This is a genomic window from Pseudomonas sp. Irchel 3E13, from assembly GCF_900187455.1.
GTDB lineage: Bacteria > Pseudomonadota > Gammaproteobacteria > Pseudomonadales > Pseudomonadaceae > Aquipseudomonas.
In genome coordinates, this window is record NZ_FYDX01000013.1 from 52,736 (window position 1) to 69,930 (window position 17,195).

17 protein-coding genes are annotated in these 17,195 nt (G+C 66.2%); 12 read left to right on the forward strand and 5 right to left on the reverse strand.

The window, feature by feature from the left end; all coding sequences use genetic code 11:
* Positions 1 to 42: 42 nt before the first annotated feature.
* Positions 43 to 1,371, reverse strand: coding sequence for an MFS transporter (locus CKW37_RS22345; protein ID WP_095158439.1), 1,329 nt, complete (start codon positions 1,369 to 1,371; stop codon positions 43 to 45).
* 161 nt (positions 1,372 to 1,532) lie between these two features.
* Between CKW37_RS22345 and CKW37_RS22350 the strand changes: the two genes are divergently transcribed.
* Together CKW37_RS22350 and CKW37_RS22355 are read left to right on the forward strand one after the other, a co-directional pair.
* A complete protein-coding gene (locus CKW37_RS22350; protein ID WP_095158440.1) occupies positions 1,533 to 2,630 on the forward strand; it encodes a sugar diacid recognition domain-containing protein in 1,098 nt (365 codons plus the stop codon).
* Between the two features lie 170 nt (positions 2,631 to 2,800).
* The gene (locus CKW37_RS22355) at positions 2,801 to 3,940 is read left to right on the forward strand and encodes a glycerate kinase (protein WP_095158441.1); all 1,140 of its coding nucleotides are present in this window, start codon (positions 2,801 to 2,803) and stop codon (positions 3,938 to 3,940) included.
* Between the two features lies 1 nt (position 3,941).
* Here the strand turns inward: CKW37_RS22355 and CKW37_RS22360 are convergent, their stop codons facing one another.
* Positions 3,942 to 4,898, reverse strand: a complete 957-nt coding sequence (locus tag CKW37_RS22360; protein WP_095158442.1) for a site-specific integrase — start codon at positions 4,896 to 4,898, stop codon at positions 3,942 to 3,944.
* Positions 4,895 to 5,788 carry a LysR family transcriptional regulator gene (locus CKW37_RS22365; protein ID WP_095158443.1) on the reverse strand — a complete coding sequence of 298 codons (894 nt, stop codon included), beginning with the start codon at positions 5,786 to 5,788 and terminating at the stop codon, positions 4,895 to 4,897. The genes CKW37_RS22360 and CKW37_RS22365 overlap by 4 nt, the downstream gene beginning before the upstream one ends.
* A gap of 157 nt (positions 5,789 to 5,945) precedes the next feature.
* Between CKW37_RS22365 and CKW37_RS22370 the strand changes: the two genes are divergently transcribed.
* From CKW37_RS22370 to CKW37_RS22415, 10 genes are all read left to right on the forward strand, one after another.
* Positions 5,946 to 6,731: a fumarylacetoacetate hydrolase family protein gene (locus CKW37_RS22370; protein WP_095158444.1), complete on the forward strand. Its 786-nt coding sequence runs from the start codon at positions 5,946 to 5,948 to the stop codon at positions 6,729 to 6,731.
* 17 nt (positions 6,732 to 6,748) lie between these two features.
* Positions 6,749 to 7,537, forward strand: a complete 789-nt coding sequence (gene dmpH / locus CKW37_RS22375) for a 2-oxo-3-hexenedioate decarboxylase (RefSeq protein ID WP_095158445.1) — start codon at positions 6,749 to 6,751, stop codon at positions 7,535 to 7,537.
* 21 nt (positions 7,538 to 7,558) lie between these two features.
* The gene (locus CKW37_RS22380; protein WP_095158446.1) at positions 7,559 to 7,750 is read left to right on the forward strand and encodes a 2-hydroxymuconate tautomerase; all 192 of its coding nucleotides are present in this window, start codon (positions 7,559 to 7,561) and stop codon (positions 7,748 to 7,750) included.
* Positions 7,751 to 7,804: 54 nt separating this feature from the next.
* A complete protein-coding gene (locus CKW37_RS22385; RefSeq protein WP_095158447.1) occupies positions 7,805 to 8,731 on the forward strand; it encodes an acetaldehyde dehydrogenase (acetylating) in 927 nt (308 codons plus the stop codon).
* Between the two features lie 130 nt (positions 8,732 to 8,861).
* Complete coding sequence (locus tag CKW37_RS22390) at positions 8,862 to 9,167, forward strand: 2Fe-2S iron-sulfur cluster-binding protein (RefSeq protein WP_095158448.1); 306 nt, start codon at positions 8,862 to 8,864, stop codon at positions 9,165 to 9,167.
* Between the two features lie 29 nt (positions 9,168 to 9,196).
* On the forward strand, positions 9,197 to 10,120 hold the full coding sequence (locus CKW37_RS22395) for a catechol 2,3-dioxygenase (protein ID WP_095158534.1): 924 nt from the start codon (positions 9,197 to 9,199) through the stop codon (positions 10,118 to 10,120).
* 11 nt (positions 10,121 to 10,131) lie between these two features.
* Positions 10,132 to 11,592 carry a 2-hydroxymuconic semialdehyde dehydrogenase gene (locus CKW37_RS22400; protein ID WP_095158449.1) on the forward strand — a complete coding sequence of 487 codons (1,461 nt, stop codon included), beginning with the start codon at positions 10,132 to 10,134 and terminating at the stop codon, positions 11,590 to 11,592.
* Between the two features lie 7 nt (positions 11,593 to 11,599).
* Entirely contained in the window at positions 11,600 to 12,616 is a 1,017-nt protein-coding gene (gene dmpG, locus CKW37_RS22405; protein ID WP_095158450.1) for a 4-hydroxy-2-oxovalerate aldolase, read from the forward strand.
* 18 nt (positions 12,617 to 12,634) lie between these two features.
* On the forward strand, positions 12,635 to 13,726 hold the full coding sequence (locus CKW37_RS22410; RefSeq protein ID WP_095158451.1) for a hypothetical protein: 1,092 nt from the start codon (positions 12,635 to 12,637) through the stop codon (positions 13,724 to 13,726).
* 93 nt (positions 13,727 to 13,819) lie between these two features.
* The gene (locus CKW37_RS22415) at positions 13,820 to 14,707 is read left to right on the forward strand and encodes a transporter (RefSeq protein ID WP_095158452.1); all 888 of its coding nucleotides are present in this window, start codon (positions 13,820 to 13,822) and stop codon (positions 14,705 to 14,707) included.
* 50 nt (positions 14,708 to 14,757) lie between these two features.
* Here CKW37_RS22415 and CKW37_RS22420 read toward each other — a convergent pair whose 3' ends face one another.
* Together CKW37_RS22420 and CKW37_RS22425 are read right to left on the reverse strand one after the other, a co-directional pair.
* Positions 14,758 to 15,525, reverse strand: coding sequence for a hypothetical protein (locus CKW37_RS22420; RefSeq protein ID WP_095158453.1), 768 nt, complete (start codon positions 15,523 to 15,525; stop codon positions 14,758 to 14,760).
* Positions 15,526 to 15,613: 88 nt separating this feature from the next.
* Positions 15,614 to 17,188, reverse strand: a complete 1,575-nt coding sequence (locus tag CKW37_RS22425) for an alkaline phosphatase (RefSeq protein WP_095158454.1) — start codon at positions 17,186 to 17,188, stop codon at positions 15,614 to 15,616.
* Positions 17,189 to 17,195: the final 7 nt, after the last annotated feature.

Consider the following 17,195-nt stretch of genomic DNA (forward strand, 5'->3'; position numbering starts at 1 on the left):
GGAGCCGGTCTTGCCGGCGATGAGGCTCTCCTGGATCAAACCCTACCGGGCAGTAACCGCCGCCCCTTGCCGATTCCGCGACACCCGCAACGCCACCAGGCTGCCAAACACGATCAATCCCGCCAGCGAATACAGCGCCGCATCGGTCGAGCCCGTCTGGTCCTTGATCCAGCCCACCAGGTACGGGCTGAGGAAACCGGCCATCTGCCCGACCGAGTTGATGATCGCCAGGCCCGCAACGGCCGTGCCGGCGCTGAGCAGGGCGGTGGGCATCGGCCAGAACATCGGCAGGCCGGTGAGGGCACCCATGGTGGCGATGCTCAGGCCGAGGATGGCGATGACCGGGTTATGGGCGAAGTTCACCGCGATCAGCAGGCCGATGGCGCCCATCAGCATCGGCACCACCAGATGCCAGCGCCGCTCATTGCGCAGGTCCGCCGAGCGGCCCACCAGCAACATGAATACGCCGGCCAGCAGGTACGGAATGGCGCTCAGCCAGCCGATCAGCAGGGCATCGCTGAAACCGAGGCTCTTGATGATCGACGGCAGCCAGAAGTTGATCGCGTAGACACCGCTCTGGATGCAGAAGTAGACGAAACCGAAGGTCCAGATCAGCGGGTTGGTCAGCACCGACATCAGGCCATCGCTGACCGTGCCCGGCTTGTTCGCCGCGTCCTGCTGCAGGTCGGCGGCCACCGCCTGGCGCTCGGCCGGGCTGAGCCAGCCGGCCTTGGTGAAGCCGTCACTGAGCAGGAACACCGCCATGCAGCCCAGCGCCACGGTCGGCAGGCCCTGGATCAGGAACATCCACTGCCAGCCGGCGAGGCCGCCCTGGCCTGCGGCGAAATGGTTGAGGATCCAGCCCGAGAACGGCCCGCCAAGCAGCCCCGACACCGGGATCGCCGACATGAACAGGGCCATGATGCGGCCGCGGCGCTGGGCCGGGAACCACTGCGAGAGGTACAGCACGATACCCGGGAAAAACCCGGCTTCAGCGGCGCCGGTGAACAGGCGCAGCACATAGAACTCGGTCGGCGTGGTGACGAACAACAGGCAGGTCGACAGCGTGCCCCAGGTGATCATCATCAGCGCGATCCAGCGCCGCGGGCCAAAACGGTTCAGCGCCAGGTTGCTGGGCAGGCCGCAGAGCACATAACCGATGAAGAAGATCCCGGCGCCGAGGCCGTAGATGGTTTCGCTGAAATTCAGGGCATCGAGCATCTGCAACTTGGCGAAGCCAACGTTGACCCGGTCGAGGTAGTTGAACAGGTAGCAGATGAAGATGAAGGGGATCAGCCGCAGGGTGATGCGCCGGTACAGCGCGTCGCGGTTGATGTCGTGGCCGTGGTCAGAGGCAGGGCTGGATGACATGATTCTCTCTCTGTTGTTATGGTTGTGCGGCATCCCGCGGCGAGGCGGGCGCTTCAACGAAGTCTCGACCAGCGCAGGAGCCCTGTCTTTGTGCTTTTGCACAGCATTTACGGCGCACTGCTGTGCTGCCGACCAACCTGTAGACCTTCAAGGAACCGCGCATGTTCGAACTGGACCATGACCTGGCGCAGGACATCGTCGACCGGGCGATGGCGATTCTGCCCCACAACGTCAATGTCATGGACAGCCAGGGCCTGATCCTCGGCAGTGGCGAGCGCCAGCGCATCAACACCCGTCACGAAGGCGCGCAACTGGTGCTGGCCAACGAACGCATCGTCGAAATCGACAGCGTAGCCGCCAAATGCCTCAAGGGCGTGCAGCCGGGGGTCAACCTGCCGCTGATGCTCGATGGCCGGCTGATCGGCGTGCTCGGCATCACCGGCGAGCCGCAGCAACTGCGCACCTACGCCGAACTGGTGCGGATGACCGCGGAAATGCTCCTGGCCCAGCGTCACCTGCAAGTCGAACAGCAATGGCGTCGCCAGCGCTGCGACGACCTGCTGGCCTTGTTGCTGGGCGGCAGCGGCGACGCGCCGCGGCTGGTGGACGAAGCCCGGCAACTGGGCCTGAAACCGCAACTGCCGCGGATTCCCTGCCTGTTCGAACTGGACGAAGGTCCGGGCGCGGAAGCGCTGTCGGTGTGGCTGATGCAGCGTTACCCGGACAGTTGGTGCGTAAGCCCGGCGCGGCAATCGCTGCTCTGGTGCCGCCCGGCGACGCTGGTGCTGGATGAAGCGCGGCTGCTGGAAAAGCTCCAGGGCCAGGGCTGGCAGGTACAGCGCCTGGCAGTGGGCGGCGTCGCCGATGGCGTGGACAAACTGCGCCGAGGTTACCGCCGCGTGCGCGACCTGCTGGCCTACGGGCAAGACGTCGTGCCTGATGAGCGCCTGCTGACGTTGGCCCGTTTCCGCTTGCCGGCATTGCTCTGGCGCCATCGCCAGGATGACGCTCTGGATGAACTGCTGGAACCCTTGCAGCGCATCCGCGTCAAGGACGTCAGCGGCCAGTTGCTCGCCACCCTGCGCGCCTGGTGTGCCCATGACGGTCAGAGCCAGGCCTGCGCCGAAGCGCTGGGCATTCACCGCAACAGCCTGCGTTACCGGCTGGAGCGGATCGGCGAGTTGAGCGGGGTGGACCCGTTGCGGCTCGAAGGGATGTTGAGTTTGTATCTGGGGTTGCAGTTGTTGGCGGCGGAGTAAGCAGGGGGGCTTGTCAGGGTGTTGGCGGATCGCGAGCAAGCTCGCTCCTACACCTCAGGCAGCGGCTGTTGTCCAACTGACCAAACAACCACCGCCGATCTTGTGCACTCGACCGAGGCCCGCCACTGCGGCAACTGGCAGCATGCAGGCATCTGCAAAAGGAGTTCCTCATGAAAATCGTCATCGCCCCTGACTCGTTCAAGGACAGCCTCAGCGCCGAAGGGGTCGCCGCCGCCATTGCCGAGGGCATCGCCGCGGTGCTGCCGGACTCACAACTGATTTGCTGCCCGATGGCCGACGGCGGCGAAGGCACCATGGACGCCATCGTTGCCGCCTGCCACGGTGAGCAGCGCGCGCTGAATGTTCGCGGCCCGCTGGGCTTTGAGGTCAGCGCGCACTGGGGCTGGCTGGCCGACAGCCGCACCGCGATCATCGAGATGGCCCAGGCCAGCGGCCTGCAATTGCTGACCCTGGAACAACGCGACGCCTGCCGCACCAGCACCTTCGGCACCGGCCAGTTGATCGGCGCGGCGCTGGATGCCGGCGCCGAGCGGATCATCCTGGCCATCGGCGGTAGCGCCACCAACGACGCTGGCAGCGGCATGCTCCGCGCCCTCGGCCTGCGCACCTTCGATGCTCAGGGCAGCGAGCTGGAGGAGGGTGGTCTGGCGTTGTCGCAGGTCGCTCGCCTGGATGCCAGCGGCCTCGATCCGCGCCTGGCCGGTGTGCGCCTGGAAGTGGCGGCGGACGTCGATAACCCGCTGTGCGGCAGCAACGGTGCCTCGGCGATCTTCGGTCCGCAAAAGGGCGCCAACCCCGAGCAGGTCGAACTGCTGGATCACGCCCTCGGCCATTTTGCCGATCACTGCGCGCAACTGCTGGGCCGCGATGTGCGGGACTTCCCCGGTTGCGGCGCCGCTGGTGGCATGGGCTTCGCTGCCAAGGCATTTCTCGACGCGCAGTTCCGGCCGGGCATCGAAGTGGTCGCCGAACTGGCGGGCTTGGAGCAGGCGGTGCAGGGCGCCGACCTGGTCATCACCGGTGAAGGCCGTTTCGACGCCCAGACCCTGCGCGGCAAGACGCCGTTCGGCGTGGCCCGCATCGCCCGCCGCCACGGCGTACCGGTGGTGGTGATCGCCGGCACCCTCGGCGAGGGCTATCAGGAACTGTATGGCCACGGCATCGACGCCGCTTTTGCCGTCACCAACGGTCCGATGACCCTGCAACAGGCCTGCGCCAACGCCGCGCCGCTGCTGGCGGCCCGGGCGGGCGACATCATCCGCTTGTGGAACAGCGCTCGGCGCGGTTGATTCAGTCCGGCAACTGGCTCAGCGCCGGGATCACCGGCGCTGACAGCTCAAGCTCGCCGAACGAGGCGCTGGCGTCGACATAACGCAGCGCCGATTTCATGTCGCGCCAGCCGACATGGCTCATCAGCGCCTTGGTGTCCCAGCCGTTGCTGCTGGCCCAGGTGGCGAAGCCGCGCCGCAACGAGTGGGCGCTGTAGGTTTCGGCGGGCAGCCCGGCACCTTCGAAGATCCGCCGCAACAGCGCGATCAGGCTGCCGCTGTTCAGTGCTTCTTCACCGAGGTTGCCCCAGCGGTCGAGCTTGCGGAACACCGGCCCACGGGCGATTCCCGCCACGCGAATCCATTCCAGGTACGCCTGCACCGGACACAGGCTTTTCAGCGCCGGCATGCGGTGGGTGACGCCGCGTCCCTGGCGATCGCCCTTGCTCTGCGCCAGGTACAGCAACATGCCGCCGCCGGCCTGGGCCTGGATGTGCTCGACGCGCAAGCGCGCCAACTCATCGCCACGAAAGCCGCGCCAGAACCCGATCAGCAATAACGCCGCATCCCGTCGGGCGCGCAGCAGCGCTGGCAACGCCTGATCGCGCTGGGCCTGTTCGGCGCACTGTTGCAGGTGGCTGATGGTGCGTTGCAGATGGTCCAGGGTCAGCGGCGCGGCCTGGCGTTCCTGTGCCGGGTGCAGGGCGCGAATACCCTTGAGCATCTGCCGCACCAGCGGCGCCTTGGTCGGGTCGGGAAAGCCCTGGCTGACATGCCACTGCCCCAGCGCGGCAAGGCGCTGGCGCAGGGTGTTGATGGAGTGTTCGCCGGCGAAATCCGCCAGGTAGCGGGCGATGCTGTCGGCGGTGGCGGGCAGAAAGCCGCCCCAGGTCACCTCGAAGTGTTCGATGGCCGAGCGGTAGCTGCGACGGGTATTGTCGCGGACGGCGGCTTGCAGGTACTGGTCGATCGTGTTCATGGGGCGGTCTCGCGGAATTCACGAAGGATAGTCAGAAACGCCTGCAACACCGGCGACTGGTCGCCTTTGCGGTACAGGCAGATCAACTCGATCAGCGACGGCCGCCGACAGGCCAGCTCGCGATAGACCACCCCCGGCAAGCGCAGGTTGGTCGCCGCCCGTGGCACGACGCTCAGCCCCATGCCGCCGCCGACCAGGGCGATGGCGGTGGTGACGTCGGTGACTTCATGGGCGATGTGCGGCTGCGCGCCGTATTCGCCGAACATCTCGCGGATCTGCAACGCCAGGCTGCTGCGCACGCCGCGGGGGTAGAGAATCATCGGCTGGTCGAGGATCTGCTCCAGGTCGATGCAGTCTTCGCCCGCCAACGGATGGCCTTCGCCGAGGGCCAGCATCAGCGGCTCCTGGCGCACTTCTTCCTGTTCGATATCCGGCTCGACCGGCACCAGGCGATTGAAGCCGATGGTCAGGCGCCGTTCGCGCAGGGCCTGGATCTGCGCGTCCTTGTCCATCGGGTGCAGTGAGATGTGCACGCTAGGGTAGGCCGCGGTGAAGCGCTTGAGCACCTGGGGAATCAGGTCGAGGATCGACGAACCGAAAATGCCGATGGCCAGGCTGCCGCGTTGGCCGGAGGAGAGCAGCCGCGATTCTTCGGCGGCGAACTGCAGCTCGCCGAGAATGCGCTGGGCATGGTGATAGAAGGATTCGCCGGCCTCGGTCAGCGCCACGCGCTTGGAGTTGCGCTCCAGCAACACCGCCGAGACGTTTTCTTCCAATTGCTGGATCTGCCGGCTCAGGGCCGACTGGGAAAGGTGCAGGCGCTCGGCCGCACGGTTGAAGTTGAGCGCCTCGGCAACGGCGACGAAGTAACGCAACTGCCTGATTTCCATCCGCAATGTCCCTGGCTGATTTATGCGACATTCAACAATGCATGAAACGCATCGTTCGGTGACTATACAGTATTGGACTGCATTGTTGCTCCACCGTACCTTGGCTTCACCGCCGCTGACCGCGGCAGGCCCAAAACGGCATCCATGGCAGGTACCCATGCAGTCAAATCAATTTGAATCCGTGAGTGACGAGCTGTACCGCGCACTCAAGCACAACCAGGCGATCGAGCCGCTCACCGCGCGCTTCCCGCAGATCACCCTGGAACAAGCCTACGCCCTGCAACTGCGGGTGTTGGCGCGGCGCCAGGAAGAAGACGGCGAGACCGTCATCGGCAAGAAGATCGGCGTCACCAGCGCGGCGGTGATGGCCCAGTTGAAGGTCGATCAGCCGGACTTCGGCCACCTCACCTCGGCAATGCTGCGCGAAGACGGCGCCGCCATCGAGGCCGCCAGCCTGATCGCACCGAAGGCCGAAGGCGAGATCGCCTTCCTGCTCAAGCACGACCTGTCCGGCCCGGGCGTGACCGTCGCCGATGTACTGCGCGCCACCGAATGCGTGATGCCGTGCTTCGAAATCGTCGACTCGCGCATTCGCGACTGGAAAATCGCCATCCAGGACACCATCGCCGACAACGCCTCGTCCGGGCTGTTCGTGCTCGGTGACGCGGCGGTGTCGCCCCATGCCATCGACCTGTGCCTGACCGGCATGACCCTGGAGCTCAACGGCGAAATCGCCCACACCGGCGCCGGCGCCGCGGCCCTGGGTCATCCGGCCAACGCCGTGGCCTGGCTGGCCAACACCCTGGGGCGCTTCGACATGGGCCTGAAGGCCGGCGAAGTGATCCTCTCCGGCGCACTGTCGGCCATGGTGCCGGTCAAGGCCGGCGACAACCTGCGCATGAGCCTGGGCGGCATCGGCTCGGCCAGCGTGCGATTCATCTGAGCGACGGGGAACCCGACATGTCACTGAATACCCAGACCATCGAACACCTGGCGCGCCACCTGGAAAACGCCGAGCGTTCGGTCAGCGCGGTGCACAAGATCACCGACGATTACCCGGACATGGACTGGCAGGACGCCTATGCCATCCAGGACGCCATCCGCGCGATCAAGGAACAACGCGGCGTGCGCATCGCCGGCCTGAAAATGGGCCTGACCTCCCACGCCAAGATGCGCCAGATGGGCGTGATCGATCCGATCCACGGCTTTATCACCGACTATGGCTCGGTGCCCGAGGGCGGCACGATCGAAACCCGCGAGCTGATCCACCCGAAGGTCGAGGCGGAAATCGCCTTTGTCACCAACCGGCCGCTGTCCGGTCCGGGCTGCCATATCGGCACGGTCCTGGCGGCCACCGAATTCGTCTTGCCGGCAGTGGAAGTGATCGATTCGCGCTATGAAAACTTCCGCTTCGACCTCAAGAGCGTGATCGCCGACAACACCTCCTCGGCGCGTTATGTGCTGGGCGGCCAGCCGCTGCCGGTGCAGGGCCTGGACCTGCGCAACCTCGGCGTGGTCATGGAGCGCAACGGGCGCATCGTCGCCACCGCCTCGGCCGCCGCGGTGCTCGGCCATCCGGCGCAGAGCGTGGCGATGCTGGCGAACATGCTCGGCGAGCGCGGTCGGGAAATTCCCGCCGGCACCCTGATCCTCACGGGCGGCGTCACCGAAGCGGTAGCGGTGGAAGCCGGCGACAACATCAACGTGCGCTTCCAGCATCTGGGTAGCGTGTCCATGCGGTTCGTTTGAATTCACCGGAGAGCATTCACCATGCCCATCATGCAGGTCCACCTTATTGCCGGACGCAGCGAGGAACAGAAGGCGCGCCTGATCGAAGCGCTGTCGGCGGCGGCGGTCGAGGCGCTGGATGCGCCGCTGGAGTCGGTGCGGGTCATCATCAACGAGATCCCCGCCAGCCACTTCGGCATCGCCGGGCAGACCGCCAAGCAACGCGGACGCTAGGGCTTTGAAATCCAGCCTCGCGGTTCCTGAACAATGACAACCACAGGGAATCCCATGAACGCAACCACGACACGCAGCAAAGTGGCGATCATCGGTTCGGGCAACATCGGCACCGACCTGATGATCAAGGTGCTGCGCCACGGGCATCACGTCGAGATGGCCGCGATGGTCGGCATCGACCCGGCCTCCGACGGCCTCGCCCGGGCCCGCCGCCTGGGCGTGGCGACCACCGACGGCGGCCTCGACGGTCTGCTCGCGCTACCGGGTTTCAAGGACATCGGCATCGTCTTCGACGCCACCTCGGCTCAGGCCCATGCCCGCCACAATCAGGTGCTGCAGGCCCACGGCGTGCGGGTCATCGACCTGACCCCGGCGGCGCTCGGCCCTTACGTGATCCCGGCGATCAACCTGGACGACCAGCTCGACGCCGGCAACCTGAACATGGTGACCTGCGGCGGGCAGGCGACCATCCCCATCGTCAAGGCGGTGTCCCAGGTCACGCGGGTGCATTACGCCGAGATCGTCGCCTCGATTTCCAGCCGCTCTGCGGGTCCCGGCACCCGGGCCAATATCGACGAGTTCACCGAAACCACCAGCCGCGCCATCGAGCAACTGGGCGGGGCCGAGCGCGGCAAGGCGATCATCATCCTCAACCCGGCCGAGCCGCCGCCGATCATGCGCGACAGCGTGTTTGTCCTGTGCGAGCCGGCGGACCGCGACGCGATCAGCGCCAGTGTCCAGGCCATGGTCGAGCGGGTGCAGGGTTATGTGCCGGGTTACCGGCTCAAGCAGGCGGTGCAGTTCGAGGACCTGGAGGCGCCGGTGAATGTGCCGGGTCTGGGTTGGCGGCAGGGCTTGAAAGTGTCGGTGTTCCTCGAAGTGGAGGGCGCCGCGCATTACCTGCCGGCGTATGCCGGTAACCTCGACATCATGACCTCGGCGGCGCTGGCGTGCGCCGAGCGAATTGCCGCGAGTATTTAAAGAACCCTGCCCCCCCCCGGTAGGAGCGAGCTTGCTCGCGATGGCGCCAGACCAGACGTCGCGCTCATCGCGAGCAAGCTCGCTCCTACAGGACCCACAACCATAACGACAACACGGTGGAGGCACGGGCATGGACGACGGCTTTCAGGTGCGCCTGGCCAGTGGCGAAAGCTTCCGGGTGCAACCGCAGGAATCGCTGCTCGGCGCCATGGAGCGCCAGGGCCGGCATTGCATCGAGGTCGGTTGCCGCGGCGGGGGCTGCGGCGTGTGCAAGATTCGCGTGCTCGAAGGCGAGGTCCATCGCGGCCCGACCAGCACCGCGCGGGTCACCCCCGAGGAACGCGAGCAGGGCTATGCGCTGGCCTGCCGGACTTATCCGCGCAGTGACCTGCTGATTGAACAGACGGCTGACCCGGTACGCCGGGTCGCCAGGTGAATTCATAACAACGACAACAGGTGTTCATCATGAAGAAAGGCGTATTGCGTCCCGGCCACGTCCAGTTGCGGGTATTGGACATGGCCCAGGCACTGGAGCACTACATCAACCTGCTCGGTCTGATCGAGACCGGGCGTGACGAGCGGGGCCGGGTCTACCTCAAGGCCTGGACCGAAGTGGACAGATTCTCCGTGGTGCTGGTGGAAGCCGACGAGGCCGGCATGGATTTCATGGCCTACAAGGTGAGCGACGAAGCGACCCTGGAAACCCTCGAAGGCGAGCTGCGCGCCTGGGGCTGCACGGTGCGCAACCTGCCCGCCGGCGACCTGCTGGGCTGCGGGCGGCGGGTGCAGTTCGACCTGCCGTCCGGGCATGTCTTCGAGCTGTACGCGGACAAGGAATACACCGGCAAGTGGGGCGTCTCCGACTTCAACCCGGAAGCCTGGCCTCGCGGCCTGAAAGGCATGCGCGCCGTGCGATTCGACCACTGCCTGCTGTACGGCGGCGAGCTGCAGGCCACCTACGACCTGCTGGTCCAGGTGCTCGGTTTCTACCTCGCCGAGCAAGTGGTGGACGACCAGGGCAACCGCATTGCCCAGTTCATGAGCCTGGCCACCAAGGCCCACGATGTCGCGTTCATCCAGCACGCCGAGCAGGGCCGCCTGCACCACGTGTCGTTCTACCTGGAAACCTGGGACGACGTGCTGCGCGCCGCCGACCTGATCTCCATGACCAATTCGTCGCTGGACATCGGCCCGACCCGTCACGGCCTGACCCACGGCAAGACGGTGTACTTCTTCGACCCGTCCGGCAACCGCAACGAGGTGTTCGCCGGGGGTGACTACAACTACCCGGACCACAAGCCGCAGACCTGGTCGGCGGATGAACTGGGCAAGGCGATCTTCTACCACGACCGCATCCTGAACGAACGCTTCCTGACCGTACTGACCTGAGGACTGTCCCCATGCAAGAGATCAAGCATTTCATCGACGGCGCCTATGTCGCCTCGGCCAGCGGCCGTACCTTCGACAAGCTCGACCCGAGCACCGGCGAGGTCTTCGCCAAGGTCCATGAAGCCGGCGAAGCGGAAGTGGACGCCGCCGTGCGCGCCGCCCGCGCCGCCCTCACAGGCCCTTGGGCGCGGATGAGCGTGGCCGAGCGCGGCGCGATCCTGCACAAGGTCGCCGACGGCATCCTCGCTCGTTTCGAGGAATTCCTCGCCGCCGAGTGCCGCGACACCGGCAAGCCGCGCTCGCTGGCCAGCCATATCGACATCCCGCGGGGCGCGGCCAACTTCAAGGTGTTCGCCGACTCGGTGAAGAACGTCGCCGCCGAGACCTTCGAAATGGACACCCCCGACGGCACGGGCGCGCTGAACTATGCGGTGCGGCGCCCGCGGGGCGTGATCGGGGTGATCAGCCCGTGGAACCTGCCGCTGCTGCTGATGACCTGGAAAGTCGGCCCGGCGCTGGCCTGCGGCAACACCGTGGTGGTCAAGCCGTCGGAAGAAACCCCGAGCACCGCCGCGCTGCTGGGTGAAGTGATGAACGCCGCCGGCGTGCCCAAGGGCGTGTACAACGTGGTGCAGGGCCTGGGCGGCAATTCCGCGGGCGCGTTCCTCACCGCGCACCCGGATGTCGACGCCTTCACCTTCACCGGCGAAACCGGCACCGGGGAAACCATCATGCGCGCCGCGTCTCACGGTGTGCGCCCGGTGTCGCTGGAGCTGGGCGGCAAGAACGCCGGGATCGTCTTCGCCGACTGCGACCTGGACAAGGCGGTGGAAGGCACGCTGCGTTCGGTGTTCGCCAACAGCGGCCAGGTGTGCCTGGGCACCGAGCGGCTGTATGTGCAGCGGCCGGTGTTCGACGCCTTTGTCGCCCGCCTGAAAGCGGGTGCCGAAGCGTTGGTGATCGGCGCCCCGGATGATCCGAAAGCCACCCTTGGGCCGTTGGTCAGCCTGACCCACCGCGAGAAGGTCCTGTCCTATTACCAGCAGGCCCGCGACCAGGGCGCGACCGTCATCACCGGCGGCGGCGTGCCGGACATGCCGGCGGCGCTGGCCGGCGGTGCCTGGGTACAGCCGACGATCTGGACCGGGCTGCCGGACGATTCGTCGGTGGTCACCGAGGAAATCTTCGGCCCGTGCTGCCACATCCGTCCGTTCGACAGCGAGGACGAAGCCGTCGCCCTGGCCAACGACACCCACTACGGTCTCTCGGCCACGCTGTGGACGGAAAACCTCGGGCGCGCCCACCGTGTCGCCGGGCAACTGGAGGCGGGGATTATCTGGGTCAATAGCTGGTTCCTGCGTGACCTGCGCACCGCCTTCGGCGGCAGCAAGCAGTCGGGCATCGGCCGCGAAGGCGGGGTCCATTCGCTTGAGTTCTACACCGAGCTCAAGAACATCTGCGTGAAACTCTGAGGCGCCCATGAACGGCAAGAAACTCTATATCTCTGACGTCACCCTGCGTGACGGCAGCCATGCCATCCGCCATCAGTACACCCTCGACAACGCCCGGGACATCGCCCGGGCACTGGACACGGCCAAGGTCGATTCCATCGAGGTGGCCCACGGTGACGGCCTGCAAGGCTCCAGTTTCAACTACGGCTTCGGCCGCCATTCCGACCTCGAATACATCGAGGCGGTGGCCGATGTGGTCCGCCACGCGAAGATCGCCACGCTGCTGTTGCCGGGGATCGGCACCGTCCACGACCTGAAGGCGGCCTACGACGCCGGCGCGCGGGTGGTGCGCGTCGCCACCCACTGCACCGAGGCGGACGTGTCCCGCCAGCACATCGAATACGCCCGCGAGCTGGGCATGGACACCGTCGGTTTCCTGATGATGAGCCACATGATTCCGGCCGAGCAGTTGGCGGCCCAGGGCAAGTTGATGGAAAGCTACGGCGCCCAGTGCATCTACATGGCCGACTCGGGTGGCGCGATGAACATGCAGGACATTCGCGAGCGCATGCGCGCCTTCAAGGCGGTGCTCGACCCGCAAACCCAGACCGGCATGCACGCCCACCACAACCTCAGCCTCGGCGTGGCCAACTCCATCGTCGCCGTGGAGGAGGGCTGTGATCGCATCGACGCCAGCCTCGCCGGCATGGGCGCGGGCGCCGGCAACGCGCCGCTGGAAGTGTTCATCGCCGCCGCCGAGCGCCTGGGCTGGAACCACGGCACCGACCTCTACACCTTGATGGACGCGGCGGACGATCTCGTCCGGCCGCTGCAAGACCGCCCGGTGCGGGTCGACCGGGAAACCCTCGGCCTGGGTTACGCCGGGGTCTACTCCAGCTTCCTCCGGCACGCCGAGGCTGCCGCCGCGCGCCACGGCCTGAAGACCCTGGACATCCTGGTGGAGTTGGGCAAGCGGCGCATGGTCGGCGGTCAGGAAGACATGATCGTCGACGTGGCGCTGGATCTCTTGAAAAAGGCCGGTTGAGGCCAACGGGAAACGCACATGAACAACAAGAACAATATCGATGTGGCCGTTGTAGAAAACCCCGGGGCGGCCGCCGTGCCGTCCCGCCAGCCGCTGACCGGCCTGCTCGGGCTGGCGCTGGTGGTGCTGGTGTCGTGGGCGGCGATCGGCAGTGTCAGCGCCGGATTCTTCGCCACCTGGGCGACGTTTTTCCTGGTCTGTTGCGTGCCGCCGCAAATCGTTTTGGCGATGGTCTGGCGCAACCAGTATCCGGGCTGGCTGAACGGGCTGGGCCAGCCGTGGCGGGGGCTCGCGCAACTGGCGCTGACCTTGCTCGCGGCGGCGCTGATCGCCAGCCTGGTATTCGTCACCCAGGCGCAACAGGTCGGGCCGCCGACGCCGTTCACCCTGATGTACGTGATCTTCTGCGTGCTGGTGACCTTCTGGCTGGTGCTGGTCTGGGAATGCTGGCCGCTGGCGGCGCTCGTGCGTCAGCCGTTGACGCTGGGGTTGGGCATTCTCGTCGTGGCGTACTTGCTGGGCTACGGGCTGTTCAGCCTGCTGTTCGACTTCTCGGCCCTGGCCGGGGCGCCGTTCTACCTTGATCGCCTTGATCCGCATGGCGCGTTGCCGGCGCTGGAGATACTGGCGTTCTCGGTGACCACCGTGGCCGTGACCTTCGCCTGCCTGTTGCTGGGTTTCTGGCCGGTGTCGCGGATCAGCGGACAACCCTGGGCCGGGCTCGCCCGCAGCGTCTGGGTGCTGCTGGTCAGCGCCGCGCTGTACTTCGCCGGCACTCGCGGGCTGGGCATCGAGCCGGTGCCGTTCATGGCTCGCGGGGCGATTGCCTTGCTGTTCGGGGTGCTGGTGCCGCTGCTGATGTTCGAGGGGCAGTTATTCGCCGGCCGGCCAGGGCGCGGCGTGCTGCAACTGCTGGTGGCGATTGTCGCCGGGGCGCTGCTGTCGTCGCTGTATTGGGCGTTGGCGCCGTGGCTCAGCGGACCGCTGGACAGCGGCGCGCCAGGTTACGCGAGGGAGTTCTGGCTGGCCTCGGCCTTGCTGGCGCTGACCTTCCCGCTGCTGGTGGTGCTCAGCCAGTTCCTCGATTTCTGGCCGCTGCGCCGGCGCTGATTTCCCGCTTTCCCATTTCTTCCTGAACGCCGTGGTGCGCAGCCGCGCGGCTTGCGCGTGGGCGGCGTTCGCCCTGAATAAAGGACTCACCTCATGAACAACAAGATCCTGATCGCTGTTTCTGCATCGCTGCTGAGCGTGGCTACGTCGGGCTGGGCCACCGAGGGCGGTGGCTCGTCGTACCCGATGGGCGCGGAAAACTACATGTCCGGCGCCTTGCCGCCGCCGGGCTGGTACGCCCAGGTCTATGCCCAGCACTACGCGGCGGACGACCTGATGGGCAACGACGGCCACGCGCTGCCGCTGGACTTCCGCCTGCGCGCCAACGTTGTCGCACCGCGTCTGGTGTGGGTGACCGAGGAAACCGTGTTGGGCGGCAGCCTGGCGTTCCAGGCCATCGCTCCGCTGGTGGACCTGAGCGTGACCGTCAACGGCAACCGCGACCACCGTCGCGGCCTCGGCGACGTGATCTTCGGCCCGGCGCTCGGCTACCACTACAGCGACAAATTCCATGCCGTGTACGCGCTGGACATCATCGCCCCGACCGGCAGCTACGACCGCGACCGCCAGACCAATATCGGCCGCAACTACTGGGCCGCCGAACCGGTGGCGGCGTTCAGCTATGTCGACCCGAACGGACCGAACCTGGACGTCAAACTGATGTACGACTTCAACGGCCGCAACCGCGATACCGACTACCGCTCCGGGCAGGAAGCGCATGCCGACTACGCACTGGGCTGGGGCTTGGGTAATGGCTGGGTGGTGGGGGTTGGCGGGTATATCTACCAGCAGGTCACCGATGACCGGCAGCACGGCGACCGGGTCGAAGACAACAAGGGCAAGGCGTTCGCGATCGGGCCCTCGATCAAGTACAGCGATGCCTCGGGGTGGTTCATCACCGCCAAATGGCAGCATGAAACCGATGTGCGCAATCGGCCTGAGGGGGATGCGTACTGGCTGAAATTGACGATGCCGTTGTAGGGAGCCGAGGCTTTCGCGACGGTTCGGGGCGCCGAACCATCGCGAAGTCGTCACTGTATGCCTACCGTCCAGGGTGCATATTCCAACGAAAACATCCCCTGCGCTTTCCCCGGTTCAAAACCCGGCATCTGGCTGAGGTCAAGCTTCATGCAGGCGCTGTTGAGCCGGCTTTGCAGGTCGCCGTCCAGCTTGAAGTCGTTTGGCCGCACTTCAGCGGGGATCAGGTACACCAGGCAACCGGTGGTCTTGCCCTTGGCGTCGGCCTGGTAGCTGGCCACCGCCACGCCAACGCTGTTCACCCGCTCGTTGCCGAGCAATTGCTTGCGGAAGAACGCGCGTTGCGCATTTTGCTGCAACCATGGCGCGGGCTGTGTGCTGCTGAAAGACACGCCTACCGGGGCAACCACTTCGACCTGGCCTTTTTCGTCGTACAGCGCGTCCGGCGCTGGGGGGAAGATCGCCCGCGAGCATTGCTGTTCGATGAACTGATCAAACGCCGCGCGGTTGGTGAACGGTATTTGCCCGGACATGCCTTGCGCCACTTTGGGACTGGCCGGCAAGGTCTCGCAGGCGACCGCGCGCCCTTCGCGGTTGACGATCAGACGCAGGCGCGTGGTGCCCACCTGATCCTGCAGAACGTTGTTGGCGATGGTCCGGCGCAGCGCGGTCTGGAAATCGCTCTGGAATTGCTGCATCACTTTCGGATCGACCTCCACCTTGGGTTTATCGGGGGAGGTGCTGCAAGCGCTGAGCAGAGTCAGGCCAAGGGCGAGGGGAACAAGGGCGGGGCGGTAGAAGCGGGACAGGCTGTTCGACACGAAACATCCTTGATAAGTGCGCGGAAACGGTTGTGCAGGATACCTGTTTTTGCGGCCCATGGCTGGCCATGGGCCGCTGGCCTGCCCATCACGCCTCCAGCACCTGCGGACTGCCGCTTTCCACTACGAAGCGCTTGAGGGTCGAAACGCTGGCATGCGGGTCGAGCCGGTCCGAAATCGCCTGCATCTTCACCTCCAGCCGCTCCCGGTTCAGGTCCAGCGACAGGTAGCCCCGCGGCCGGCTGTCGTAGAAGCGAATCTGTGGATTGGCCGGCAGGATCGACTGGATGGCTTCGTAGCTTGGTCCGTTGGAGGTGATGGAGGTGCCGACGAATTCCGCCGCCACCAGCCGCGACGCCGGGTCTTCCGGGCGTTCGTACAGATGGTTGGCCCAGAACGAGTGATAGTCACCGCTAAGTACCACCGGGTTGGCCACGCGGCTGTCGCGCAGGTTTTCGATCAGGCGGCCACGGGCAGCCTGGTAGCCGTCCCAGTTGTCGGTCCAGTAGCGTGCTTCGCCGCTGTCCGGGCGCTGCGCGCGCAACGGTGCCACCAACAGGTTCTGCGCCAGCAGGTTCCAGCGTGCGTCGCTGCGCTTGAGGCCGTCGTACAGCCAGCGCTCCTGCTCGAAGCCGAGCAAGGTGCGTTTGGGATCGGCGAGGTCGAGGCAGCTTTCCACTTCCATATGGCCCTTGCCGAAGGCCGGCGCCTGATAGCACGGTTGTTTCGAGCGGTACTGACGGCCGTCCAGCACCGGCAGGCTGGCCAGATCGCCCCAGGCGAAGCGGCGGTAGATCAGCGGGCTGCCATTGCTGCCCAGCCGTGGTCGGCGCAACGGCAGGTTTTCCAGGAACGCCTGATAGGCCGCGGCGCGACGTTGCTGGAAACGGGCTACGTTGATGGCCGGGTCTTTGGAGTAGATCGACGAATAATCGTCCTGCACTTCATGGTCGTCCCACGTGGCGATCCACGGTGCGGCCGCGTGCAATTGCTGCAAGTCCGGGTCGCTGTGGTGCAGGGCGTAGCGGTAGCGATAGCCGGCCAGGTCGGTGGCTTCCGGCGCATTGTACGAGCGGGCCAGCCCCGGTGTGCCGGGGGCGTTGCTGTACTCGTAGATGTAGTCGCCGAGAAACAGCACCAAGTCCGGCCGTTCCTCGGCCATGTGCCGATAGGCGCTGAACAGGCCGCGCTCGTAATGGGCGCAGGAGGCCACGCCGATGCGCAAGCGGTCGGCCGGCGCACCCAGCGCCGGCAGGGTCAGCGCCCGTCCCGCCGGGCCGCGCTCGCCGAGGGCGATAAAGCGGTACCAGTACTCGCGTCCGGGAGCCAGCCCACGCAGTTCGACATGCACGGCATGGCCGTTGAGCGCCAGGGCTTGCGTACGACCGCGCTGGGCGATGCGGCGGAAATCCGGGTCGAGCGCGACTTCCCAGTCCACCGGAATGCTCGACGGCAGGTTCTGCTCGTTGCCGGGAACGGGCAGCCCCGCACTGAGACGGGTCCAGATGACGAAGCCGTCCGGCCAGGGATCGCCACTGGCGACCCCCAGGCTGAAAGGCGTGCTCACGCCGGCCAGGGCCCGGCCATAACGCAGCAGCAAGGGCGCCGCGGCGACGCCGGCCAGCAGGCGCAAGGCCTGCCGGCGGTGCAGATCACGGGTCATGAGTTCT